This is a genomic window from Amycolatopsis sp. NPDC004079, from assembly GCF_040610415.1.
Classification (GTDB): Bacteria; Actinomycetota; Actinomycetes; order Mycobacteriales; family Pseudonocardiaceae; genus Amycolatopsis; species Amycolatopsis halotolerans.
The window spans coordinates 64317-89143 of the sequence record NZ_JBEXMH010000028.1; the positions used below are offsets into that span (position 1 = coordinate 64317).

Annotated in this window: 22 protein-coding genes and 1 tRNA gene; 16 read left to right on the forward strand and 7 right to left on the reverse strand. The window is 69.9% G+C overall.

Annotation, left to right across the window (positions count from 1 at the left end):
* Positions 1 to 84 precede the first annotated feature (84 nt).
* Positions 85 to 1161 (forward strand): histidine kinase, encoded by a 1077-nt coding sequence (locus ABZX37_RS26610; RefSeq protein ID WP_354743919.1) that lies wholly within the window; start codon positions 85 to 87, stop codon positions 1159 to 1161.
* Positions 1158 to 1817, forward strand: a complete 660-nt coding sequence (locus ABZX37_RS26615; RefSeq protein WP_354743921.1) for a response regulator transcription factor — start codon at positions 1158 to 1160, stop codon at positions 1815 to 1817. The genes ABZX37_RS26610 and ABZX37_RS26615 overlap by 4 nt, the downstream gene beginning before the upstream one ends.
* Before the next feature lie 59 nt (positions 1818 to 1876).
* Here the strand turns inward: ABZX37_RS26615 and ABZX37_RS26620 are convergent.
* Positions 1877 to 1949, reverse strand: a tRNA-Arg gene (locus tag ABZX37_RS26620).
* A 105-nt stretch (positions 1950 to 2054) separates the two neighbouring features.
* On the opposite strand from ABZX37_RS26620, the gene ABZX37_RS26625 reads away from it, so the two are divergent.
* The 3 genes from ABZX37_RS26625 (at position 2055) to ABZX37_RS26635 (ending at position 4831) form a co-directional block, all read left to right on the forward strand.
* Entirely contained in the window at positions 2055 to 3176 is a 1122-nt protein-coding gene (locus ABZX37_RS26625; protein WP_354743923.1) for an epoxide hydrolase family protein, read from the forward strand.
* Between the two features lie 133 nt (positions 3177 to 3309).
* Positions 3310 to 4224, forward strand: coding sequence for a cation diffusion facilitator family transporter (locus ABZX37_RS26630; protein ID WP_354743925.1), 915 nt, complete (start codon positions 3310 to 3312; stop codon positions 4222 to 4224).
* A 10-nt stretch (positions 4225 to 4234) separates the two neighbouring features.
* Positions 4235 to 4831 (forward strand): flavin reductase family protein, encoded by a 597-nt coding sequence (locus ABZX37_RS26635; RefSeq protein ID WP_354743927.1) that lies wholly within the window; start codon positions 4235 to 4237, stop codon positions 4829 to 4831.
* A 42-nt stretch (positions 4832 to 4873) separates the two neighbouring features.
* Here the strand turns inward: ABZX37_RS26635 and ABZX37_RS26640 are convergent, their stop codons facing one another.
* Together ABZX37_RS26640 and ABZX37_RS26645 are read right to left on the reverse strand one after the other, a co-directional pair.
* Positions 4874 to 5524: a DUF305 domain-containing protein gene (locus ABZX37_RS26640; protein WP_354743994.1), complete on the reverse strand. Its 651-nt coding sequence runs from the start codon at positions 5522 to 5524 to the stop codon at positions 4874 to 4876.
* Between the two features lie 98 nt (positions 5525 to 5622).
* Positions 5623 to 6462, reverse strand: a complete 840-nt coding sequence (locus tag ABZX37_RS26645) for a DUF3105 domain-containing protein (RefSeq protein WP_354743929.1) — start codon at positions 6460 to 6462, stop codon at positions 5623 to 5625.
* Positions 6463 to 6665: 203 nt separating this feature from the next.
* On the opposite strand from ABZX37_RS26645, the gene argS reads away from it, so the two are divergent.
* From argS to rho, 6 genes are all read left to right on the forward strand, one after another.
* On the forward strand, positions 6666 to 8330 hold the full coding sequence (gene argS / locus ABZX37_RS26650; protein WP_354743931.1) for an arginine--tRNA ligase: 1665 nt from the start codon (positions 6666 to 6668) through the stop codon (positions 8328 to 8330).
* Between the two features lie 3 nt (positions 8331 to 8333).
* Positions 8334 to 9764, forward strand: a complete 1431-nt coding sequence (gene lysA / locus ABZX37_RS26655) for a diaminopimelate decarboxylase (RefSeq protein ID WP_354743933.1) — start codon at positions 8334 to 8336, stop codon at positions 9762 to 9764.
* A 12-nt stretch (positions 9765 to 9776) separates the two neighbouring features.
* Positions 9777 to 11102, forward strand: coding sequence for a homoserine dehydrogenase (locus ABZX37_RS26660; protein WP_354743996.1), 1326 nt, complete (start codon positions 9777 to 9779; stop codon positions 11100 to 11102).
* An 82-nt stretch (positions 11103 to 11184) separates the two neighbouring features.
* Positions 11185 to 12240 carry a threonine synthase gene (gene thrC, locus ABZX37_RS26665; RefSeq protein WP_354743935.1) on the forward strand — a complete coding sequence of 352 codons (1056 nt, stop codon included), beginning with the start codon at positions 11185 to 11187 and terminating at the stop codon, positions 12238 to 12240.
* 94 nt (positions 12241 to 12334) lie between these two features.
* Positions 12335 to 13216, forward strand: coding sequence for a homoserine kinase (thrB, locus tag ABZX37_RS26670; RefSeq protein WP_354743997.1), 882 nt, complete (start codon positions 12335 to 12337; stop codon positions 13214 to 13216).
* 406 nt (positions 13217 to 13622) lie between these two features.
* Entirely contained in the window at positions 13623 to 15671 is a 2049-nt protein-coding gene (gene rho / locus ABZX37_RS26675; RefSeq protein WP_354743937.1) for a transcription termination factor Rho, read from the forward strand.
* A 159-nt stretch (positions 15672 to 15830) separates the two neighbouring features.
* Here rho and ABZX37_RS26680 read toward each other — a convergent pair whose 3' ends face one another.
* Positions 15831 to 16355 (reverse strand): CHAP domain-containing protein, encoded by a 525-nt coding sequence (locus tag ABZX37_RS26680; RefSeq protein WP_344271396.1) that lies wholly within the window; start codon positions 16353 to 16355, stop codon positions 15831 to 15833.
* Between the two features lie 233 nt (positions 16356 to 16588).
* Between ABZX37_RS26680 and rpmE the strand changes: the two genes are divergently transcribed.
* Both rpmE and prfA read left to right on the forward strand, forming a co-directional pair.
* Positions 16589 to 16816: a 50S ribosomal protein L31 gene (rpmE, locus tag ABZX37_RS26685; RefSeq protein WP_043832086.1), complete on the forward strand. Its 228-nt coding sequence runs from the start codon at positions 16589 to 16591 to the stop codon at positions 16814 to 16816.
* An 81-nt stretch (positions 16817 to 16897) separates the two neighbouring features.
* The gene (prfA, locus tag ABZX37_RS26690; RefSeq protein WP_354743940.1) at positions 16898 to 17968 is read left to right on the forward strand and encodes a peptide chain release factor 1; all 1071 of its coding nucleotides are present in this window, start codon (positions 16898 to 16900) and stop codon (positions 17966 to 17968) included.
* A 3-nt stretch (positions 17969 to 17971) separates the two neighbouring features.
* Here prfA and ABZX37_RS26695 read toward each other — a convergent pair whose 3' ends face one another.
* Genes ABZX37_RS26695 through ABZX37_RS26705 form a run of 3 tightly spaced genes read right to left on the reverse strand, consistent with a single transcriptional unit; the run spans position 17972 to position 20948 of the window.
* Positions 17972 to 19399 (reverse strand): hypothetical protein, encoded by a 1428-nt coding sequence (locus ABZX37_RS26695; RefSeq protein ID WP_354743942.1) that lies wholly within the window; start codon positions 19397 to 19399, stop codon positions 17972 to 17974.
* A gap of 35 nt (positions 19400 to 19434) precedes the next feature.
* Complete coding sequence (locus tag ABZX37_RS26700) at positions 19435 to 20214, reverse strand: TIGR03619 family F420-dependent LLM class oxidoreductase (RefSeq protein ID WP_354743944.1); 780 nt, start codon at positions 20212 to 20214, stop codon at positions 19435 to 19437.
* Positions 20211 to 20948, reverse strand: a complete 738-nt coding sequence (locus ABZX37_RS26705) for an alpha/beta fold hydrolase (protein WP_354743945.1) — start codon at positions 20946 to 20948, stop codon at positions 20211 to 20213. The genes ABZX37_RS26700 and ABZX37_RS26705 overlap by 4 nt, the downstream gene beginning before the upstream one ends.
* Before the next feature lie 56 nt (positions 20949 to 21004).
* Here ABZX37_RS26705 and ABZX37_RS26710 point away from each other — a divergent pair, with 56 nt between their 5' ends.
* The 3 genes from ABZX37_RS26710 (at position 21005) to ABZX37_RS26720 (ending at position 24711) form a co-directional block, all read left to right on the forward strand.
* Entirely contained in the window at positions 21005 to 21349 is a 345-nt protein-coding gene (locus ABZX37_RS26710; RefSeq protein WP_354743947.1) for a MerR family transcriptional regulator, read from the forward strand.
* Positions 21350 to 21424: 75 nt separating this feature from the next.
* A complete protein-coding gene (gene prmC / locus ABZX37_RS26715) occupies positions 21425 to 22291 on the forward strand; it encodes a peptide chain release factor N(5)-glutamine methyltransferase (RefSeq protein ID WP_116204486.1) in 867 nt (288 codons plus the stop codon).
* A gap of 398 nt (positions 22292 to 22689) precedes the next feature.
* On the forward strand, positions 22690 to 24711 hold the full coding sequence (locus tag ABZX37_RS26720; protein ID WP_354743949.1) for a M6 family metalloprotease domain-containing protein: 2022 nt from the start codon (positions 22690 to 22692) through the stop codon (positions 24709 to 24711).
* The last annotated feature ends 116 nt before the right edge of the window (positions 24712 to 24827 follow it).

Consider the following 24827-nt stretch of genomic DNA (forward strand, 5'->3'; position numbering starts at 1 on the left):
AGTCCTTCTGCAGTCGCAATCCGGCCCGCCGCGGTCAGCCGTCAGGCTCATGTGCGCGGCGGGCAGTCCGCCTACGCTTGCAGGATGAGGACCGAGCGGGTGCAGGATTCCCTGTTGCCTGCGTTTCTCCTGCTCCACGTCTTGATCATGTGGACGCCCGCGGAGCTACCGGTGGCAGCCGCACTCACCACCGCACTCGCGCTGCCTTTGGTGTGGCGACGCCGAGCCCCGCTCACCGTGTTCGGTGCGGTGGCAACCGCGGCGGCAGTCCAGTGGGTGGTAGGCATCCAACTCCCCGCGGACATCGCATTGCTGGTCGCTCTCTACACAGTGGCCGCGAACTCGAGCAAGAGAGTCACGTTCGTCGCCGTCGCCGTAGTGGAGATCGGGGCTGTCCTCGCCTGCCTGCGTTGGGCGGGCGACGGTGCGTTCCTGACCCCGTTCGCCGCACTCACCGCGATGGTCGTCGCCGCAGCCGTCCTCGGAGTGAACAAGCGGACTGCACGCGCCTACCTGGAAGCCGTGCGGGAACGGGCCGTCGCCGAGGAACGGGCCCGGATCACCAGGGAGATGCACGACATCGTCACCCACAACCTGTCCGTCATGGTCGCGCTCACCGACGCCGCTGTCTCCGCGCAGCATCGGTCTCCCGACAAAGCCACCACCGCGATGCTTCAGGTCTCCGAAACCGGCCGACAAGCCCTCACCGACATGCGCCGTTCACTCGGCCTCCTGCGCACCGACGAACCCGACGCGGCACGTCACCCGCTGCCCGGCATCGCGCAACTGGAGACCCTCGCAGACCAGATGTGCGCCGCCGGACTCCCGACCAGCCTCGACATCGACGGCAGCCACACGCACATCCCCGCTACCGCGCAACTGACCGTCTACCGCCTGGTCCAGGAAGCCTTGACCAACACTCTCAAACACACCCCCACTGGCACCCGCGCGAAGGTCCGGATCGAATGCGCCGCCGACACCGTCACCGTGGACGTCACCGACACCGGCCCGCCGACTTCCCCCGGCTCCGGCAACGGCATCACCGGCATGCGCGAGCGCTCGGCCGTCTACGGAGGCACGGTGCTGGCCGGACCACTCACCGGTGGCGGGTGGGGAGTGCGCACCCGCCTCGCCTTCGGTGCCTCAGCGGAGTCCGCATGACGATCCGCATCCTGATCGCCGACGACGAAGCGTTGCTGCGCATGGCATTCAGCATGGTCCTGGACGCCGAGCCGGACCTCGAACCGGTCGGCGAAGCCAAGGACGGAGCCGACGCCGTCCGCCTCGCCAACGACCTGCGTCCCGACGTCGTCCTCATGGACGTCCGCATGCCGACGATCGACGGAATCGAGGCGACCCGGCAGCTCCTCCGAATCCGCCCGCAGACCAGAATCCTGATCCTCACCACCTTCGACCTCGACGAATACGCCTTCGCCGGGCTCAAAGCCGGAGCCTCGGGATTCCTGCTCAAGAACGCCAGACCCGAGGAACTGCTCGCCGCGATCCGCACCGTGGCCGCGGGCAACGCGGTGGTTTCCCCGCGCGTCACCCGCCGCCTGCTGGAGAAATTCCGCCCGCACCTGCCCGACGCAGACACCGCCAGCGACGAACGGCTCAGCAGACTCAGCACCCGCGAACGCGAGGTACTCGTCCAGGTGGGTTCCGGTCTTTCGAACGCCGAGATCGCCGCCACCCTGCACCTCGCGGAGGCGACCGTGAAGTCCCACCTGGGGCGGATCCTGCACAAACTCGAACTCCGCGACCGGATCCAGGCCGTGATCTTCGCCTACGAAAGCCGCCTCATCCATCCGGCGTGAGAAATAAAATTGGCCGATACCCGCACCGTGAAGGTGATTTCGAGTATCGGCCGATAATGTGCCCTCGGCAGGATTCGAACCTGCGACACCTGCCTCCGGAGGGCAGTGCTCTATCCCCTGAGCTACGAGGGCTCGCTCGCGCGAACTGAACAAAGCCTAGCGCATGCCCCTCCGCGACCGCGCACAGAGGGTGCTTAGCGCGGTAGCGTCGAACTATCGACGCGGAGGGAGGCGGCGGTGAGCGCCGAGCCGTTCCAGGTCAGGGTGGCGGACGAGGACATCGACGACGTGCGGGCGCGGTTGCGGCGCACTCGGTGGCCGGAGGCGGAGACCGTCGGCGACTGGTCGCAAGGGTTGCCGCTCGCGTATGCCCAGGAGCTCTGCCGGAGCTGGGCTGAGGACTATGACTTCGGGTTCGCCGCGAGGCTCAACGTCTTCCCGCAGTTCCGCCAGGAGATCGACGGCCTCGGGATTCACTACGTCCACCTCCGCTCGCCGGAGCCGGACGCGTTTCCGCTGGTGGTCACGCACGGCTGGCCTGGTTCGGTGCTCGAATTCCTCGACATCCTCGGTCCGCTGACCGACCCGGGGGCGCACGGCGGCGATCCGGCGGACGCGTTCCACGTGGTCGCGCCCTCGTTGCCGGGGTACGGCTGGAGCGAGAAGCCGAGCGAAGCCGGTTGGGGCGTCCAGAAAATCGCGACCGCTTGGGATCAGCTGATGGTCTCCCTCGGCTACGAGCGGTACGGCGCGCAGGGCGGCGACTGGGGTTCCGCGGTGTCGGGAGCGCTCGGCGAGGTGGCGCGGGAGCGGGTCGCGGGGGTGCACGTCAACATGGCGGCCGCGCCTCAAGGCCAGTTCGCGGACGAGACCGACGAGGAACGCGAAGGCGCGCGAGCGGCGGCTGAGTTCCGGCGCACCGGCCAGGGGTATTCGGGGCAGCAGGGCACGCGTCCGCAAACTCTCGGCTACGGCCTGACCGACTCGCCGGCGGGGCAGGCGGCCTGGATCGCCGAGAAGTTCTGGGTCTGGACTGACAACAACGGGCACCCGGAGGACGCCGTCACCCGTCAGCAGCTCCTCGACGCGATCTCGGCGTACTGGTTCACCGCGTCGGCGACGTCGTCCGCGCGGCTGTACTGGGAGAGCTTCCGCAGCTTCGGCGATCTCGTCACCGCACCGTCCGGAATCTCCGTCTACCCGCGCGACATCATCCGCCCCTCGCGGCGGCAGGCGGAGCTGAAGTACACCGATCTGCGCTGGTTCGAGCGACTGCCGCGCGGCGGGCACTTCGCGGCGATGGAACAACCCGCGTCGCTCGTCGAGCAGATTCGCGGCTTCTTCCGGCTCGTGCGCTGAGCTTTCCCACCTCGCGGAACAGGGCTGGGAGAACCCGTCACCAGGCATTAGAGTGAAGTTAGGCTACCCTGTATTGCACATATGCGCATGTCACTATATATTCCTCTCGACACCGAAACTTGGGAGGCGAGCGATGGGACACGGGCACGGACACACCGCCGCTCCGGCGAGCGCTTCCGGCCGCTACGTCCGCGCGCTGCTGATCGCTCTCGCGGTCGGTGCCGGGTTCATGGTGCTGGAGTTCGCCGTGGGCTTCGCCACCGGCTCGCTCGCGCTGATCTCCGACGCCGCGCACATGTTCACCGACGTCCTCGGCGTCGGAATGGCGCTCGCCGCGATCGTGCTCGCGCGCCGCAGCGGGCCGACGCCCAGCCGCACGTTCGGCATGTACCGGGCGGAAGTCCTTGCCGCGCTTGCCAATGCGGTGCTGCTGTTCGGCGTCGCCGGATACGTGGCGGTCGAGGCGATCGGGCGGATCGCCGACCCGCCGGAGGTGCCCGGCCTGCCGGTGCTGCTCGCCGCCGCGGCTGGCCTCGTCGCGAACATCGTGTCGTTCATGGTGCTGCGCTCGGGCGCGAAGGAAAGCCTGAACGTCCGCGGCGCGTACCTCGAGGTGCTGGCTGACCTCGTCGGCTCGGTCGGCGTGCTGCTCAGCGGCGCGATCACGCTCACCACCGGCTGGCGTTACGCCGACCCGATCATCGGTGTCGCCATCGGACTGTTCGTCCTGCCGCGCACCTGGACGCTCGCCCGCCGCGCGCTGCGGATCCTCTTCCAGCACGCGCCCGCCGGCGTCGACGTGGGCGAGATCAGCACCGAACTCGCCGCGCTGCCTGGCGTCGCGGACGTGCACGACCTGCACGTCTGGACGTTGACCTCGGGCATGGAGGTCGCCTCGGCCCACCTGACGGTGAGCGCCGAAGCCGAACAGTCCACTGTGCTCACCAAGGCGCAAGACCTGCTGTCGGTCCGCTACGAGATCAAACACGCGACGCTTCAGGTCGAGGGACCGCAATGCGCCCGCCGATGCGCGGAGCTGTCCTGGTAGACCGGGGACCATGCGCAAGGACTTCGACCCCGCCCAGCTGGCCCCGAACGCGTTCTACCACCTGATGACCGCGACCGTGGTGCCGCGGCCGATCGCCTGGGTGTCGAGCACCTCGCGAGCCGGGGTCGACAACCTCGCGCCGCATTCGTTCTTCACCGTCGCCTCGGCCGCGCCCGCCGTCCTGCAGTTCACCTCGGTCGGGCGGAAAGACACCCTGCGCAATGTCGAGGCGACCCGGCAATTCGTGGTCAACCTCGCGCCCGAGCCGCTTTTTGAGCAGATCAACGCGACCGGCGCGGATTTCCCGCCGGAACTGAGCGAGTTCGACGAGGCCGGGCTGACCCGCGAGCCGAGCCTGAAGGTCCGCCCGCCGCGCGTGGCGGAATCGCCGGTGGCGTTCGAATGCGAACTGCACAGCACGGTCGGTTTCGGCCGCTCGACGGTGGTGTTCGGCCGGGTCGTGCACCTCGCGGTCAACGAGGACGTCCTCGACGGCGATCACCCGATGATCGAGCGGCTGCGCCCGCTGTCCCGGCTCGGGCGCGACGAGTGGGGGACGCTGGGCGACATCCGGGACCTGGCGCGGCCTACGTACAAAAGCTCGTGAGTGTTGAGCACGGTTCTCACCGTGCTCAACACTCACGAGGCTTCAGGAGAAGGGCAGCGGCTGCGCGTCCCGCCCCTTCAGCATGAGCTTCATCTGGTCCATCTCCGCGCCCTGCGACACCAACATGCTGCGGCACAACGCTTTCACCGCGTCGTTGGAGGTGTGGTCCTGCGCGTACTCAGCCATCGCGACGCCGCCCTGGTGGTGGCGCAGCATCAGCTGAAGGAACTCGACGTCCAGCGCGCGGCCGGACAGCGAGCGCAGCTTCGCGAGGTCCGCGTCGGTGGCCATGCCGGGCATCGGCGCGCCGCCCGCCGGGCTGCTGGTCGGCATCTGCATGCCCGCGTGGCCCATCGGCTCGGTCATCCACGTCATGTACGCGCCGGTCGCCTGCTCCGGCTGGTCCCACAGCATGAGCCAGCCCTTCATCCGCCCGACCTGCTCGGTCTGCGTGCGCTCGATGTCGAACGCGAGCTGGCGGATCTCCGGGTCGGCCGAGTGGTCGCGGGCCCAGCCGGCCATGGTGACCGCCTGCAGGTGGTGCACCGACATGTCCTGGGCGAAGCCGACCTCGACCGAACCCGCGCCCGGCGTCGCCGGCACCGCGTCGCTGCCGTCGGTGAGCCGCGTCGCGAAGACGCCGATCGCGGCCCCGACCAGCAGCACGGCGATCAGCGTCCCGCCGATGACCACCCACCGGGACCAGCCGGTCCGCTCCGCCGGAGCGGACTCCTCGGGTTCGACAGCGCTCGCCTCCGCCTGGTCAGCGTCGTTTTCGGAGCTGCCCACGGTCACTGCCCGGCGGGCGGGGTGCCCGGCATGCCGGGCTGCTGCTCGTTCTGCGCCCCGGTGCTGCCCTTGTAGTCCATCGGCTTCGCGTCCTTGCCCGGCTTGCTCGGGTCGAACTTCGGCGGGTTGCTCGGGTCGAACATGCCCTTGCCGAGCGCGTCGCACGAGGCGCCGATCTCCGGGTACACGCCGTTCGGGTTGGTCCGCAGCGCGGCGATGAACTGGTCGATGCGCGGGTCGTCGGCGCTGTCCAGCTTCAGCTGGTGGCCCCACGACTGCAGCGAGATCGGCTTGTCCAGGCCGGGGTAGGGCGACATCATCGTGTACGGCTTGCCCTTGACCCTGGCCTCGAGCAGCGGCAGCTGGTCGCCCTTGACCTGGTCCGGGTTGTAGGCGATCCACACCGTGCCGTGCTCGAGCGCGTGCACCATGTTCTCGTTGCGCACCGCGGTCGGGTAGACGACGCCGGTGCAGGTGGCCCAGTACCCGTCGTGCGGGCCGCCGAACGGCGGGCTCTGGTCGTAGGCCACCCGTTCGGTGGGCAGGATGTGCACCGAACCGGTGTACTGCTTGGTGATCACGCCGGGGATCTTCTTCGACGGGTCCGGATTGCTCGCGGTCGGCGCGAAGGCGGCGGCGGCCTCGTCCCGGGAGGCCTGGTCGCGCTTGGGCGCGGAGGCCTGCAGGTAGTAGACGATGACGCCGGCCAGCAGGGCGACCACCACGACGACGCCGATGATGGTGCCCCAGGGCGTGCGCTTGCCCGCGACGACCGAGCGGTTCTTCGCCGCCTTCACCGCGGACGCGGACGAGCCCTTCTTCTTGGTGGTCCCGTTGGCCATGGTTGCCGAGATCTCCTCGTGAGAGCGGGGGAGGGATCCGGGCGGAACCCTGCCGGTAGCCCAGTGTAGAGACCGGGCGTGCGATCACCGTGAACACCCGCGCGGCGCCCCGGCGAGCGGAACATCCGCCTCCGGTGTGCCCGCCGTCTCGCCAGCCTGTACCGCCGGAGGCGCGCGGCCGAAGCGCACCTAGAATCCGGCGAGTGACTCCCGCCGCTCTCGCCGATCTGGTCCGCAGCTCCGCCGAGCAGGTCCTCGCCGCACGCGGCGTCGACGCCGCCGTGCTGCCGGAGACCGTGACCATCGAACGCCCGCGCAACCCGGACCACGGAGACTACGCGACCAACCTCGCGCTGCAGGTGGCCAAGAAAGCCGGGCTGAAGCCGCGCGAGTTCGCCGAGGCGCTCGCCGAGGTCGTCGCCGGCGCGGACGGGGTGGCCGCGGCCGAGGTCGCCGGACCGGGCTTCCTCAACTTCCGGCTCGCCGCGGACGCACAGGGCGAGGTCGTGCGCCAGGTGCTGGCCGCGGGCGCGGAGTACGGCCGGGGCGACGCGCTGGCCGGGACCCGGATCAACCTGGAGTTCGTCTCCGCGAACCCGACCGGCCCGATCCACCTCGGCGGCACGCGCTGGGCCGCGGTCGGCGACGCGCTGGGCCGGGTGCTCGGCGCGCAGGGCGCGGACGTCACCCGCGAGTACTACTTCAACGACGCCGGCGCGCAGATCGACCGGTTCGTGCGCTCGCTGATCGCCGCCGCGAAGGGCGAGCCCGCGCCGGAGGACGGCTACGCGGGCGGGTACATCAGCGACATCGCGGCCGAGGTGATCAAGGCCGAGCCGAGCGCGCTGAGCCTTCCCGAGGACGAGCGCCACGAGACCTTCCGGCGCATCGGCATCGAGCTGATGTTCAGCCAGATCAAGCAGAGCCTGCACGAGTTCGGCACCGACTTCGACGTCTACTTCCACGAGAACTCGCTGCACGAGTCCGGCGCGGTCGACGCGGCGGTGCAGCAGCTGAAGGACTCCGGCAACCTCTACTTCGCCGACGGCGCCTGGTGGCTCCGCTCCAGCGAGTACGGCGACGACAAGGACCGGGTCGTCATCAAGAAGGACGGCAACACCGCCTACATCGCGGGCGACCTCGCCTACTTCAAGGACAAGCGCAACCGCGGCCACGACCTGTGCATCTACATGCTCGGCGCGGACCACCACGGCTACATCGCGCGGCTCAAGGCGGCTGCGGCGGCGTTCGGCGACGACCCGGCCACGGTCGAGGTGCTGATCGGCCAGATGGTGAACCTGGTCAGCGACGGCAAGCCGGTGCGGATGTCCAAGCGCGCGGGCACCGTGATCACGCTCGAGGACCTCGTCGAGGCCGTCGGCGTCGACCCGGCCCGCTACGAGCTGATCCGCTACTCCGTCGATTCCTCTTTGGACATCGATTTGGACTTGCTGCGCAAGCATTCCAACGACAACCCGGTCTACTACGTGCAGTACGCGCACGCCCGGCTGTCGTCGCTGCGGCGCGGCGCGGCGGACCTCGGTCTGAGGACCGACGGGTCCGGCGAGAACGTCGATTTCGGACTGCTCACCCTGCCTGCAGAAGGCGACCTGATCCGCACCATCGGCGAATTCCCCGCCGTGGTGCGGCGGGCGGCGGAGATGCGCGAACCGCATCGCGTGGCCCGCTACCTCGAGGAACTGGCCGGCGCGTACCACAAGTTCTACACCGTGGGCCGGGTCCTCCCGCAGGGCGACGAGGAGGCCACCCCCCTCACGTACGCCCGGCTCGCTCTGTGTGAAGCCGCGCGCCAGGTACTGGCGAACGGCCTGTCGCTGCTCGGTGTCTCCGCTCCGGAACGGATGTAAACAATGGCGCACCCCGCGGGCCCCCGCCACGCCGACGTCTACCCCCATGCCGACGCCTCCGGGTTCCCGCCCGCGAGTGCGGGCGAACTCGACCAGCTGCCCGCGAAAGTGTGGCCGCGCAACGTTTATCGCGCCGCGGACGGCGTCGTGCGGATCGCCGGCGTCGACGTGCGCGACCTCGCGCAGACGTACGGCACGCCGCTGTTCGTGGTCGACGAGGCGGACTTCAAGTCCCGCTGCGCCGACTACGCCGAGGCGTTCGACGACCCGGCGCTCGTGCACTACGCGTCGAAGGCGTTCCTGTCCGTCGAGGTCGCCCGCTGGGTGGCCGAACAGGGGCTGAGCCTCGACGTCTGCAGCGGCGGCGAACTGGCCGTCGCGCAGCGCGCGAACTTCCCGGTGGAGCGGATCACGTTCCACGGCAACAACAAATCGGTCGCCGAACTCGACGCCGCCGTCGAAGCGGGCGTCGGCACCGTGGTGGTCGACTCGTACTACGAGATCGCCAGGCTCGCCGAAATCGCCGCCGCGCACGAGGTCGAGCAGAAGGTGCTCGTCCGGGTGACGGTCGGCGTCGAGGCGCACACCCACGAGTTCATCGCGACCGCGCACGAGGACCAGAAGTTCGGTTTCTCGCTGGCTTCCGGCGACGCCGCCGAGGCGGTGCGCCGGGTGCTGAACGCGCCGTCGCTGAAGCTGATCGGCCTGCACAGCCACATCGGTTCGCAGATCTTCGACGCCGACGGGTTCGAGGTGGCCGCGCGCCGCGTCGTCGGGCTGCTCGCGGAACTGGCCAAGGAGCACGGCCCGGAACTGCTGGAGCAGATGAACGTCGTCGACCTCGGCGGCGGTTTCGGCATCGCCTACACCGAAAAGGACAACCCGCCGCCGCCCTCGCAGATGATCACGCAGATCCGCGAGATCGTCCGCAAGGAGTGCGCGTACGCCGACCTTCCGGTGCCGCGCATCGCGGGCGAACCCGGCCGCGCGATCGCCGGTCCGGGCACGTTCACGCTGTACGAGGTGGGCACGATCAAGGACGTCGCGCTCGGCGACGAGACCGCCCGCCGGTACGTCAGCGTCGACGGCGGCATGAGCGACAACATCCGCACGGCGCTCTACGACGCGGTGTACGACTGCCGCGTGGTTTCGCGGTCCGCCTCCGACGGCGACGAGCCGGTGACCCCGGCGTTGTCTCGCGTGGTGGGAAAACACTGTGAGTCCGGCGACATCGTGGTCCGAGACTGCTGGCTGCCAGACACGCTGGCTCCCGGCGACCTGCTGGCCGTCGCGGCGACCGGTGCCTACTGCTACGCGATGGCCAGTGGCTACAACCGGCTGCCGCGGCCCGCGGTGGTCGCCGTGCGCAACGGCGCCGCCCGGCTGCTGCTGCGCAGGGAGACGACGGACGACATGCTGCGCCTGGAGGTTTGAGAAGTGTCCACTGTGTCTCCGAAAAGCCTGTCTCCCACGGACCGCGCGCCCATCCGGGTCGCGATGCTCGGCTGCGGCACGGTCGGCAGCGAGGTCGCCCGGCTGCTCACCGAACAGGCCGGGGAACTGGCCGCCCGCGCGGGCGCGCCGGTGGAACTGGTCGGCATCGCCGTGCGGCGTCCGGACAAGCACCCGGAACTGCCCGCCGAACTGCTCACCGACGACGCCGCCGCGCTGGTCGCGCGGGACGACGTCGACGTCGTGGTCGAACTGGTCGGCGGGATCGACCCGGTGCGCAGCTGGCTGCTCACCGCGCTGAACGCGGGCAAATCCGTGGTCACCGCCAACAAGGCGCTGCTCGCCGAGCACTCGGCCGAGCTGTTCGAGGCGGCCGACGCGGCAGGCGTCGACCTCTACTTCGAAGCCGCCGTGGCCGGGGCCATCCCGCTGCTGCGCCCGCTGCGCGAATCGCTGGCGGGCGACCGGATCACCCGCGTGATGGGGATCGTCAACGGCACCACCAACTACATCCTCTCCGCGATGGACGCCACCGGCGCGGGCTACGCCGAAACCCTGGACGAGGCGAGCCGCCTCGGCTACGCGGAGGCGGACCCGACGGCGGACGTCGACGGCTACGACGCCGCGTCGAAGGCCGCGATCCTTGCCTCGCTGGCGTTCCACTCGCGGGTCACCGCGAAAGACGTGCACCGCGAAGGCATCGCGGACGTCACGGCGTCCGATCTGGCCGCCGCGCGCACGCTTGGCCGCACGGTGAAGCTGCTGGCGATTTGCGAACGGGTGACGGCGGATGACGGTGCGGAGTCGGTTTCCGCCCGCGTGCATCCCGTGATGATTCCGCGCAGCCACCAGCTGGCCGGCGTCGGCGGCGCGTTCAACGCGGTCTACGTCGAGGCGGACGCGGCCGGCGAATTGATGTTCTACGGCCAGGGCGCCGGCGGCGCGCCGACCGCCAGCGCGGTGCTCGGCGACCTCGTCGCGGTGGCGCGCAACCAGGTGCTCGGCGGCCGCGGCCCGCGCGAATCGGCGCACGCCGCGCTGCCGGTGCGGCCGATGGGCCAGACGCCGACGCGCTACCACGTGAGCCTCGACGTCGCGGACCGCGCGGGTGTGCTCGCCCAGGTGGCGCAAGCGTTTGCCGCGCACGGCGTGAGCATCGCCGCGGTGCGCCAGCGCGACGCGAACGACACGGCGAGCCTCGTCGTGGTGACGCACCTCGCGCCCGACGCGGCGTTGCAGTCCACTGTGGACGAAATCGCGAAACTCGATGTGGTGCACGAGGTTGTCAGCGTGATGCGGGTGGAAGGCGAAGACGCATGAGTGCAGCTTGCAAGCGAATCATGGATATTCATGCTTCCGCCTCGCCGAAGCGCATGGTGAAACTCCGAATCGAGGCGGCAGCATGAGTGCGTGGCCGGGAATCATTGAGGCGTACCGCGACCGGATTCCGGTCCCCGACGGGGCACGCGTGGTCACGCTCGGCGAGGGCAACACTCCGCTGCTGCCCGCCGCGCACCTGTCGGAACTGACCGGCTCCGACGTGTACCTGAAGGTCGAGGGCGCGAACCCGACCGGCTCGTTCAAGGACCGCGGGATGACCGTGGCGATCACGCACGCGCTGGCCAGCGGCCTCAAAGCGGTGATCTGCGCGTCCACCGGCAACACCTCGGCCTCGGCCGCCGCGTACGCCGCGCGGGCCGGGCTCACCTGCGCGGTGCTGGTGCCCCAAGGCAAGATCGCGATGGGCAAGCTCGCCCAGGCGGTGCTGCACGGCGCGCGGATCCTCCAGGTCGACGGCAACTTCGACGATTGCCTCGAACTCGCCCGCAAGACCGCGGCGGACTATCCGGTCACCCTGGTCAACTCGGTCAACCCGGTGCGCATCGCCGGGCAGAAGACCGCGGCGTTCGAGATCTGCGACGTCCTCGGCGAGGCCCCGGACGTGCACTGCCTCCCGGTCGGCAACGCGGGCAACATCACCGCGTACTGGAAGGGCTATTCGGAGTACGCGGCCGACGGTGTGGTCAAGAACACCCCGCGGATGTTCGGTTTCCAGGCCGCCGGCGCCGCGCCGCTGGTGCACGGCGAACCGGTTTCCGACCCGGACACCATCGCGACCGCGATCCGCATCGGCAGCCCCGCTTCGTGGGCGGGCGCGGTCTCCGCGCGCGACGAGTCGGACGGCCTGTTCGAAGCGATCACCGACGAGAAGATCCTTGAGGCGTACCGGCTGCTGGCCCGCCGCGAGGGCGTCTTCGTGGAGCCCGCGTCCGCGACGAGCGTCGCCGGCCTGCTGGCCACCGCGGCGGACGGACGCCTGCCGAAGGGCTCGAAGGTCGTCTGCACGGTCACCGGGCACGGCCTGAAAGACCCGGCCACGGCGCTGGAGGGCAACGTCGAGGTGGAACCGCTCGCGGTCGACCCGACGGCCGTGGCGGCGGCCCTGGACCTGCGATGAGCCGCTCGCCGCTCGCCCCGACCACAGCGCCCCAATGCCACATTGGGGCGATCTCACGCACCGAACGCCACATTGGGGCGCGGTCGTGACGGCGCTGAGCGGGTTCCGCGCGACGGTCCCGGCGTCGAGCGCGAACCTCGGCCCGGGATTCGACGCGCTCGGCCTCGCCCTGTCCCGCTACGACGTCGTCGAACTGCAGGTCACCGAGGGCGGGCTGAAGATCGAGGTGCTCGACGCGGGAGCGGGCGGCGTCGAGGACGTGCCGACCGACGAATCCCACCTGGTGGTCCGCGCGCTCCGGCGGGCCTGCGAGCACCTGGACGTCCGGCCGCCCGGTCTGCACCTTCGTTGCCACAACAGCATTCCGCACGCACGCGGCCTCGGGTCGTCGGCGGCCGCGGTCGTGACCGGCGTGGCGCTGGGCTACGCGCTGGCGGAGCGTCCGCTCGACGCCGACGCGCTCCAGCTCGCGGCCGAGTTCGAGGGCCACGCGGACAACGCGGCGGCGAGCCTGTTCGGCGGGCTCGTGGTGGCGTGGTCCGAAAACGGCCGGTTCCGCGCCGAACGCGTGGAGCCGAACGCGGCGATCCGCCCGGTGGTCGCGGTGCCCGCGGAGAAATCGGCCACCAGCACGACGCGCGGCCTGCTTCCGCCTCAGGTCCCGCACGCCGACGCGGCGCACAGCGCGGGACGGGCGGCGCTCGCCGTGCTGGCCGTCGCCGAGCGGCCCGAACTGCTGATGGCCGCCACCGAGGACCGGTTGCACCAGGATTACCGCGCCGAGGCGTACCCGGCGAGCACCGAATTGGTGCGCACGCTGCGTGCCCACGGCGTTCCCGCGACCATCTCCGGCGCCGGTCCGACTGTGCTCGCTCTCACGCTGACGGGAATACTCCCGGCGGGCGTGGACGTTACCGGGTTCGACGTCGCCGAATTGCCGGTGGACCGCGACGGCGTGCAGGTTGTGGCCAGGTGACGACCTGGTCACAGGCTGGACGGCAGCGTGCGCCACGCGGGGGGTGGTTGTTGCACCCGGACAGGGCGCGGTCTACCCTCGGGGGCGTTCGATCACCGTGCGTTTCCGCACCCGATGCCGGGCCTGTTCGCCCCTCACGGCGGCTCCGGTCCGCATCCTTCGTCGATCCGCCGATTCCGCACCGCCCGGCACGCGGGAGGCGGAGGGACGCAGGCGGGTTTCCGGTTCCGGCGGTGCCGAATTCCGCTTTCTCCGTCCGGAGGGGGCAAACACCCTGTGCTGGCGGCGCTTCGCTGTGTCTCGCACGGCTGGGCGCGAGCCGTCCGCATCGGAGGCAGAAGCCGTCTCGCTACCGGCGGCAGTCCGCTGATCCACCTGGAACGTGGATCGGTCAGGAAGGACATGTGTGAGCAACACCGATCTGTTGAGCGGCGACGTGGAGACCCCCGCCGCGGCCGCTGAGACCAATGGGGCCGCGGCCGCTCCTAAGCGCCGCACCGGGGGCCTGTCCGGAATGGTCATCGCCGAGCTCCGCCAGCTGGCGGGCGAACTGGGTGTGGGCGAGACCACCGGCATGCGCAAGGGGGACCTGATCGCCGCGATCCGCGAGCGCCAGGGCAAGAGCAAGAAGCGTGCCGCCGCGACGGCCGAGACGCTGCCGCTCGACGGCGTCGGCGAGCCGGTCAAGGCGGAGAAGGCCGAGAAGCCCGCCCGCCGGGCCAAGGCCGACGCGCCGAAGGCGGACGCTCCCCAGGCGGAGCCGAAGGCCGAGCCGGTGCAGGCGGAGGCTCCGAAGGCCGCCAACGCCGAGGCTCCGAAGGCGGAGACCGCGCAGGACGGGAAGCCCGCCGCGCAGGAGCGCCCGGAGCGCCACGACCGTTCCGAGGGCCAGGCTGAGGGCCAGTCCGAGGAAGGCGGCCGCAACCGCCGTCGCCGCGGCGGCGCGAACCGGGGCGACGGCCAGCGCGACCAGCGCGGCGACCGCCAGGGCGGCAACCGCGACAACAACCGGGACAACCGCGACAGCCGGGACAACGGCGGCCGCGACAACCGGGACGGCAACCGGGACAACCGCGGCGGCGACAACCGCGACGGCAACCGCGACAACCGCGGCGGCCAGGACAACCGGCAGGACAACCGCGACAACCGGCAGCGGAACCAGCAGGACAACCGCGACAACCGGAACAACGGCCCGCAGGACGACGACGAGGAAGGCGGCCGCCGCGGCCGTCGCTTCCGCGACCGTCGCCGCCGGGGCAGCGGTGGCGGCCAGCGCGAAGGCGGCGCTCCGGACACCGAGATCCGCGAGGACGACGTCCTGCTGCCGGTCGCCGGCATCCTGGACGTGCTCGACAACTACGCGTTCGTGCGCACCTCGGGCTACCTCGCCGGGCCGAACGACGTGTACGTGTCGCTCTCGCTGGTCCGCAAGTTCGGCCTGCGCCGCGGCGACGCGATCACCGGTGTCGTGCGCCAGCCGCGCGAGGGCGAGCAGCAGCGGCAGAAGTTCAACCCGCTGGTGCGCGTCGACTCGATCAACGGGCTGGAGCCGGACGAGGCCAAGCGCCGTCCCGACTTCACCAAGCTGACCCCGCTGTACCCGAACGAGCGGCTGCGCCTCGAGACCGAGCCGCACAAGCTCACGACCCGCGTGATCGACCTGATCATGCCGGTCGGCAAGGGCCAGCGTGCGCTGATCGTGTCCCCGCCGAAGGCCGGCAAGACCACGATCATGCAGGACATCGCGAACGCGATCACCACGAACAACCCTGAGGCCCACCTCATGGTCGTGCTGGTCGACGAGCGCCCGGAAGAGGTCACCGACATGCAGCGGTCGGTGAAGGGCGAGGTCATCGCCTCCACCTTCGACCGCCCGCCGTCCGACCACACCTCGGTCGCCGAGCTGTCCATCGAACGGGCCAAGCGCCTGGTCGAAATGGGCCACGACGTGGTCGTCCTGCTCGACTCGATCACCCGCCTGGGCCGGGCCTACAACCTGGCCGCGCCCGCGTCGGGCCGGATCCTGTCCGGTGGTGTCGACTCGACCGCGCTGTACCCGCCGAAGCGTTTCCTCGGCGCCGCGCGCAACATCGAGAACGGCGGCTCGCTCACCATCTTCGCGACCGCGATGGTGGAGACCGGGTCGACGATGGACACGGTGATCTTCGAGGAGTTCAAGGGCACCGGCAACGCGGAGCTCAAGCTGGACCGCAAGATCTCCGAGCGCCGCGTGTTCCCGGCGGTCGACGTCAACCCGTCCGGTACTCGCAAGGAAGAGCTGCTGCTCTCTCCGGACGAGCTGGCGGTCACGCACAAGCTGCACCGCGTGCTGCACGCGCTGGACTCGCAGCAGGCCATCGACCTGCTGATCTCGCGCCTGCGCAAGACGAAGACCAACATCGAGTTCCTGATGCAGGTCTCGAAGACCGCGCTCGGCGGCGGAGACGACGACTGAGTCTCGCCTGAACGCACACCGGCCCGCCCCCATCGCTTTCGGGGGCGGGCCGGTTGCTTTGGTGGAGGTCCGTGAGGGGAACCTTCACGGACTCTGAGTCCCCCAGGGTTCCCCTCACGGACGTTTCTGCCGCACCGGGGAGGTGGCGCGGCAGAAAACTCAGTGGCGGGGGACGGCGGCCGGGGTCCAGCCGCGGTAGTTGTTGAAGTAGCTCGTGGAGCTGCCGTGGCCGATCTTGCCGCCGACGCTGGTGGCGTAGAACCCGCCGTTGCCGTCCGCGATGCCGACGTGGCCGTAGGCGCTGATGTTCCAGTACACGAACGAACCGGCGGGCGGCTTGCCGCTGGTGTGCTTCGGGCTGGCCCCGTTCCAGTGCGCGTTGGCCGACGCCCAAACCCCGGTGGTGCCGTAAGAATTCTCGGCGGCCTTCTCGCAGTAGTGCTCCCACCCGGTGCTTCCGGCGTGCGCCTTGTACCAAGCGACGGCCCCGGCCGGAGTCCCGTCCGCGGCGCCGGTCAGATTCGCCTCGGACACCTCCGAGAACGTGCCGGCGGCGGGATTCACGTCCGCCGCGGTGATCCCGTCGGCGGCATTCGCGGCAGGCGCGAAGACCGCGGCGGAAGCGGCCAGTGCCAGCACGGCGGCCGGCTTCGCGAGCCGGGTGAGCAGGTCGGTCGTGCGCATGTCCGGACCTCCAGTAAGTGAGCGATTCACGAACTCGGCCAGCTTCACGCCATCAGGTACAAAATCCGTACAATGCGAATGTCCTTCACTACCGGCTGTCGCGGCGGACCGTGGAATACCTGGTCACCGGGGTGTGTTGTAGCCCCTGCCAGCACGTCTGGCAGAATGACCCGCTGAAGTCCGGCACCGGTTCACCCCGCACTGGGGACCCGGGGCCAACGAGAGAGGACACCATGAAGAGCGGTATTCACCCCGAATACGTGACCACGACCGTCACGTGCAACTGCGGGAACAACTTCGTCACCCGCAGCACGAAGGAGTCGGGTCAGATCCACGTCGAGATCTGCTCGAACTGCCACCCCTTCTACACCGGCAAGCAGAAGATCATGGACACCGGTGGCCGGGTTGCCCGGTTCGAGAAGCGCTACGGCAAGCGTCAGCAGAAGACCGACGCCAAGTAGCTTGTCCGACGGCGCCCACCCGCACGCCCGGGTGGGCGCCGTTGTTCTGTCCGGGCTTGTTCGCGAGAGGGAGACGGCGAAGTGGATTCGAGTTCGCTCAAGGGGCTGCTCGACGAGCACGCACAGCTGGAACAGCAGCTCGCCGACCCCGCGGTGCACGCGGACCAGGCCAGGGCCCGGAAACTGGGCCGCCGCTACGCCGAGCTGAGCCCGGTCGTGCGCGCGGTGCGCGAGCTGGACCAGACCCGCGACGACCTTTCCGCGGCCAAGGAACTCGCGGCCGAGGACGCGGCGTTCGCCGCCGAGGCCGAAGAGCTGGCGGCGAAAATTCCGCAGCTCGAAGCGAAACTCACCGAACTCCTCCTGCCGCGCGACCCGTACGACGGCTCTGACGTCGTCATGGAAATCAAGTCCGGCGAAGGCGGCGAGGAATCCGCGCTGTTCGCCGGCGATTTGCTGCGGATGTACCTGCGCTACGCCGAACGGCACAACTGGAAGGCCGAGGTGCTCGACTCGACTGAGTCGGACCTCGGCGGCTACAAGGACGTCACGCTGTCGCTCAAGAGCAAGACCGCGGACGTCGAAGGCGTATGGGCAAGGCTGAAATTCGAGGGCGGCGTGCACCGCGTGCAGCGCGTGCCGGCCACCGAATCGCAGGGCCGCATCCACACGTCCGCGTCCGGCGTGCTGATTTATCCGGAACCGGAAGAGGTCGAGGTCGAAATCGACCCGAACGACCTCCGCATCGACGTGTTCCGTTCCTCGGGCCCCGGCGGGCAGAGCGTGAACACCACCGACTCGGCCGTGCGGATCACGCACCTGCCGACCGGGATCGTCGTGTCGTGCCAGAACGAGAAGTCGCAAATCCAGAACCGCGCGCGGGCGCTGCAGGTGCTGCAGGCGCGGCTCCAGCAGGTCGCCGAGGAAGAGGCGGCGGCGAAGGCATCGGACGCGCGTCGCTCGCAGGTGCGGACGGTGGACCGTTCGGAGCGCGTGCGGACGTACAACTTCCCGGAGAACCGGATTTCGGACCACCGGGTGAATTACAAGGCGTACAACCTGGACCAGGTTTTGGACGGCGAGCTGGACGGTGTGCTGGACGCACTGGCTACCGCTGACCGGGAGGAGCGGCTCGCCTCACAGGCGGGCTGATTCCTAGACCGCGGCCGGGATTTCCTCAGCGCTTGAGTCCTCAGTGTGCTCCGGCGCGCTTTCCGCACGGGGAAGCAGGCTGAGGACCGCGAACACCACAGCGAGCACAGTCGGGAACAGTGTCAGCAACTGGTGCTTGACGCCCTCGATGCCTTCGCCCAACGCAGACAGTCCGAGCTGTCCCGCCGCGAAGAACACCAGCAGGAACGCCACAATCCCGTACTCACGCCGATCCCGGCGGAACGCGCGCACTCCGGCCCAGCCGATGAGCACCCAAATCGGCACCAGCGCGAACAACCCGAGCGGCGCGATCAGCGCGGCCAGCCCGGAGAACACCGGCACCCGGTACTCCTTCGACAGCCGCGGCTGTCCGGACAGTTCGCCGAAGCTGCCGAGATTTGCCGGACGCGCGGTGAGGGCGTCGACCCCGCCCTGTTGCAGGATTTCGGCTGTCCGGCCAGGGTGCGTCGCGTAGTAGTGCAGCACGTCGCGGCGGCTGATTTTGTCCTTGTACTGCGGGTAAAGCGGGTCGTGCCAGGCGGCGCGCTCGCCCCACCAGCCGGTGCCGACGTACTGTTCGAACGATTCCGGCAGCCCGAGCGCGGCGAGGTCGGCCTTCGTGTCGTGCTTTCCGTCCACAATGGAGTCGAAGACCGCGTGGTACATGTTGGCCTCGCGGTACTCCGCGTTGGCCGGATCGCCTTGGGACTGGACCGCCAGGGTGCCCGCGCCCACGATCGCGAGCACCGCCAGCGGCAGCACCCAGCGTTTCCGCCCGCGCGCGCCGGACGGCCGGGTCAGCAGCAGCGCGAGCGCGAAAAGCGGGATGAGCAACAGGGTTTGCGATTTGGCGTTGATCCCGACGAGTCCGCCGAGGACAGTCACCGCCGCCCCGGCCCAGCGCAGGTTTCCCGGGCGGTGCAACAGGAAGAGGCCGCCGCAGATCAGCAGGATGCCGAGGAAAGCCGCGCCTTCGCTGAGCACTGACGCGAAGTAGCCGAAGAACGCCGAGTCGCCCATCACGAGCAGCAGCAAGACCGTGGCGATCAACCGGTTGCGCCGGTTCAGGTCGAGGCCGAGCACCGTGACGGTGATCGCGCCGGCGACCAGCACGCAGGTGAGCACGCCGAGCACCAGCAGGTTCAGCACGCCGGACGCACCGAACAACGCGCCGATTTTGCCTGCCGCCCAATCGAGCCAGGCCTGGCTCGAGACGTACGCGGAATCGCACGGCGGCGCGGACCCGTAACTGAACCGGACGAACCCTTCCGACGGCCGGTCCAGCTGCCGCCCGCCGAGCTGGCACAGCAACCGCCAGCCGTCGCCGTTGTCGGCCATGCCGACCGGGCGGGGCACGAGGAACCGCAGCAGCAACAGTCCGAGCGAGGCGACGAATACCCCGAGGCCGAAGCGCAGGTCCCTGGATCTCACCGGGCGGAGTCTATGGGGCGGGCTCGGGGCTGACGTCAGGCGGTTGCCGCGGCGAAGGCGGCCATCCGCTCCTCGTATCCGTCGTCATCGCCGAAATGCACGGCCACCGCGTCCGCGCCGGCCTCCCGATACCCACGGTAGGTCTCGACAGCCGCGCTCAAGTCGTCATCGAACTGCTGCCGGGCAATCCGTCGCACGCGCCGTTCAGGATCGAGCCGAGTCAGCGTCGCAGCTCGTTCCGCGAAAGCCTCCGGCGAGAGTCCCGCACTCAGCCACTGGTCCCCGGCTCGAACCGCCCGGCGCAGCGCGACCGTCGAGTTCCCGCCGACCAGGATCGGAATCCGCCCCCGCGGCCGTGGCTCGAAATACCCGCCAGCCCGGCCGCGTCCGGTAGTGAACAGCTGGTCCAGCAGCGAAAGCGTGTCGTCCAGCGTCGCCCCGCGCCGGGAGAAATCCGCGCCGATCTCCGCGAACTCCGGCTCGTTCCATCCCGCGCCGACGCCCAGAATCAGCCGGTGCCCGGACAGCCGGTCGATCGTCGCGACCTGTTTGGCCAGCAGGTACGGCTCGCGCAGCGGCGCGATCACCACCGACGTGCCCAGTTGCACGCGTTCGGTCGCCGCAGCGAGGTAGGCGAGCGTCGCGAGAGGCTCGTACACGCCGCCGAAAACCTCGCCGAACGGTTCCGGCGGCAGCACGTGGTCAGGCAGCCAGACGGATTCGTACCCCAGCTCCTCGGCCAGCCGGGCGAGGTCGGCGAGGCGTCGCGGGGTCAGGTCGGGCGCTTCGTTCGGGAGGACGACCTGGCGGCTCATCGCAGCACCTTCCGGATCGCGGTGAGCCAGGCGTCCGGCGCCTCGTCGGTGATGCCGTGCCCGGACTCGATCTCGACCAGCTCCGCGCCGGGAATGCCGTCGGCCAGCTCGCGCGAATGCCTCGGCGGCACGAGGGCGTCCAGCGTCGTGGCGATCACCAGCGTCGGGACCGCGATCGACGCCAGTTCCGCCCTTGTGTCGACGGATCGCACCAGTTCGACCTGCTTCGCCGTGCCCTCGGGCACCGATTCGGCCAGCCCGGCGACCGCTGCGGTGAGCTGCTCCGCCGTCAGCGTGGCGAGGAACTGCTCGCTGACGGCGGTCAGCATCAGGAACTTGGCGAGCCGGACGCGGTCGCCTTTCAGCAGCTCCGCCCACACATCCAGCGCCAGCTCCATCCGCGCGTCCGGCCGGGCGAGACCGGCGGTGAGGATGAGCCCGGTCACGCGATCGGGGTGCCGGGTGGCCACGCGGACCGCGACGGCCGTGCCGAGCGAGTAGCCGAGGACGGTGAATTTCTCGACGCCAGCGTCGACGGCGGTCGCGACCAGGCCGTCGGCGAGTTCGTCGAGCGTGCCGCCCGCGACGGGGTAATCGGCCCCGACCACGGTGTGCGTACGGGAGAGATCGTCCAGCAGCGGACCGAAGTTGGCGTGCACGCCGCCGCCCGCGCCGTGCGCGAGCAGCAGGCCGGGACCCGCTCCGAGAACGAGAGGCGCGAAATGTTCTGTCATGTTCGCGACGTTAAGGATTGACACCAGTGTGAAGGCCAGAGGCGGGGGAGAATCGGATGCTGATCGGCGAACTCGCGCAGCGCACCGGCGTCGCGCCGCGGCTGCTGCGCTACTACGGCGAACAGGGGCTCCTGGACTCGGCGCGCAACACGAGCGGCTACCGGGTGTACGGCGAGGAGGCCGTCGTGCGGGTGTGCCAGATCCGGAAACTGCTGGCCGCGGGCCTGACCACGGAGATGATCGCCCAGATGCTCGACTGCGCGGTCGGTCCCGCCGCGCACCTGGACCTGTGCCCCGACCTGGTGCGCAGGCTGCGCGGGGAACTGGCCGAAGTGGACCGCCGGATGGGGGACCTGGCTCAGCGGCGCGAAGTCCTGTCCGGGTATCTCGGCCAGGCGTGACGCCCGCGCGGGCGGGGGTCGATACGCTGAGCAGCACCCCCGTTGGGGGCAGCTTCGACGAGTGAAGGACGACCAGTGAATCGGCAGCCGCTGCGCCTGGCCATCATGGAGGCCACCCGGATCCTCACCGAGGCGGGCGTGGAATCGCCGCGGTCGGACGCGGATCTCATCGCCGCGCACGTGCTCGGCGTGGAACGGGGCAGGCTGCCGATGGTGCCGCTGGTCGACCCGCCGGTGATCGACGCGATCGGCCAGCTGGTCGCGCAGCGCGCCAAGCGGATCCCGCTGCAGTACCTGACCGGATGGGCCGCGCTCGGCAACATCACGGTCAACGTCGGCGCGGGTGTGTTCGTCCCTCGCCCGGAGACCGAACTGCTCCTCGAATGGGGCGTGAAGTTCCTGCAGGGCCGCGAATACCCGGTGGTGGTCGACCTGTGCACCGGCTCCGGCGCGCTGGCGCTGGCGCTGGCACACGAACGCCCGGACGCGGTGGTCTACGCGGTCGACGTCGACCCCCAGGCGCTCGCCTGGGCCCGGCACAACGCCGACGTGCACACCGCCGCCGGAAACACGCCGATCCGGCTCTACTCCGGCGACATCTCGGACCCGACGATGTTCGCCGAACTCGACGGTCTCGTGGACCTGGTGCTCTGCAACCCGCCGTACGTGCCGGAGGGCACGCCGGTCCCGCCGGAGGTCGGCGAACACGACCCGGCGCGCGCGGTCTTCGCGGAGGAAAGCGGCTTGGCGGTGATCCGGCACGCGATCGCGGCCGGTGCGCGGCTGCTGCGCCCCGGCGGCGGTCTGGCGATCGAACACGACGACACACACGGTTCGGCGGTCCCGGCTTTGGTGCGGGCAAGGCGAGTGCTGACCGGGGTCGAGGACCACCCGGACTACACAGGCCGCGCCCGCTTCGTCACCGCCCGTCGCCTCGGCTGAGGCCGCACTGTTCTCCGAAGGTCCGTGAAGGACTCCTTGAGGGAATCTGAGTCGGTAAAGGGGCCCTTCACGGACCGCTGTTGGCCGTGAAGGGCCGTTGAGGAGACCCGAGTCCGTGAAGGTGGCCCTCACGGACTTGCGCTGGTCCGTGAGGGCCACCTTCACGAACTTGGAGGTCGTGAGGGGAACCCTGAGGGACTCTGAGTCCGTGAGGGTTCCCCTCACGACCCGCCCGCCGCATCCAGCCGGTGGCGCTGCGCCATTCGCACCTTTGCCCCTGTCTTGCCCGACTTTCGTCGTGCGGCAGCGGGGTGGATTTCGTTCGCCCGCCTAACGATCACCGTTAGCGTCGGGCCTCGGGACCGCCGGGCGGACCGGCGGAGAAGTGAGGAGCGAGGATGAGATCCCCCTTACCCCGCCGGAATCACCGCATCCGGACCACCCGGACCATTCGCGGCCGCCTCGCCGCAGTCGTGGCGGCAGCGGCACTGGCGCCCGCGCTGCTCGCCGGGACCGCCGCGGCCGATCCGCTCACCCAGGGCTGGCCCGCGCCGCTGGATTCCGCGCACTGGGCCGACCAGGCGAGCATGACCTGGCAGGACTACCGCCACGTCCCCGGCACCAACTGGGCCGACCCGTCGCTGAAACCGACCGTGCGCAAGTTCAAGGGCGCCGTCGTGCTGGCCGACTACCCGGACGCGGATTTCGTGGTCACGAAAGCACCGCATTCGACCGTCTTCGGCAATCCGTCGCCGTCCGCGAGCAATCTGCCGCGCGAGAAAGTCGCGCAGCACTACCAGGATTTCCTCAACAAACCCGAAACCCTGAACCACGGCCACACCATCAACGAGTACTGGATGGAGGACTCCGGCGGCCGGTTCGGCGTCGACCTCACCGCGTTCGGCCCCTACCGCATGCCCGGCAAATCCTTCGAGTACGGCATGGAAATGCAGCCGGAGGACTGTCCCGCGAACGCCGACTGCACCCGCGACCTGCGCAAGGACGCGGGCGACGCGTGGCGCGCCGACGTCGGTCCGGTCGCCGACCAGTTCGACTTCATCTTCTTCCTCTCCGCGGGCCAGGACGAAAGCTCGACGTGGCAGGAATTCGGCGAGATGAAGTTCGGCACGAAGGAGAACGTGCCCGCCGAATTCGGCCCGCCGGGCAGCAAACCCGGCGACCGGAACTGGGCGCACACGCGCTACGTGCCGTGGACGTCGTGGGCCTCGGCGTCGACCATCTGGCCCAACGCGGCCAACGGATCCTCGACCCAGGCGGAAAGCTCGGGCCAGGGCGTGTTCGCGCACGAGTTCAGCCACATCCTCGGCATCGGCGACAACTACAACAACCCGTTCGGCAATCCGCCCCGGCGCTCGTACACCGGGCCGTGGGAAATGTTGTCGCGCGGCAGTTTCAACGGCCCCGGCGGCCCGCACACGCGCTGGCAGATCCCGGCGACCGAAGGCGGTTCGATGGGCGCGCACCACATGCTGCGCAACAAACTCAAGCTCGGCATCGTCGATCCGAAGGCCGTCCTGAACCTGGACCGGAACCAGCTCGCCACGACCGGTCCCGTCACCGCTCGCGTGACTGCGAGGGAAGCGGAGCCCGCGTCCGGCGCGTACGCGGGCGTCACGATCGCGCTCACCGGTGGCGACCGTTCGCCCCAGTGCGATCCGGCGACGGACCCGAAGTGCGACGGCGGCGGGTACGACCACTACAGCCTCGAGGTCGTCGACCGGATGGGTTCGGACTCGTTCGCGCCGGATTCCGGCGTCCTGCTGGCCAAGACCAAGGCCAAGGACGCCGCGCCGTTCGAATGGATCGTCGACGCGAACCCGCAGGACATCGGCCTGACCGACTACGTCCGCGCGGACGGCACGCCGGTCAAGATCACCGTCGGCGACTACCGGCAGCTCAACGACGCCACGTTCAAGGCGGGCACCGGCGCGGCCGGCGGCTACGAGTACACCGACGAAGCCAACCGGTTGCGGTTCCTCGTCACCGACCTCGACCGGGACAGCCGCGGCGTCCTGTCGTACACGGTCACCGTCGCGTCGCTCGACGGCGCCGGACCGCAGGCACGGGGCGCGTGGCTGTGGCCCGCACTGCCCGCGTTCACCCGCGGCGGGCTGGCCACCTGCGACTTCCGTCTGTCGAACCAGGGTTCGGCACGCGGCGCGGCAGCTCCGTACGACCAGGACACCTACCGGCTGACCGCGTCCACTGACGCTCGCGGCTGGGAAGTCCGGCTCCCGAATGCCTTGGCCACCGCCAAGTTCGGCAGCTCGACGCAAATCCAGGCGTACGCGAAACGTTCGGCGGACGCACCGCACACCGCTCGCGTGCGGCTCACCGCCACGTCGATCGCCGACCCGTCGAAGTCAACGACGACTGCCTGTACCGCGATCGGATTCTGAGCGCTGAAAGGCGTCATCCGTCCATCCGGCGGATGGCGCCTTTCGGCTGGGCGGCAACTGCTTGCCCCGCCGCAAGGCCACCCCCTACCTTGGGGCGGCCGAACAATCAGACTTCT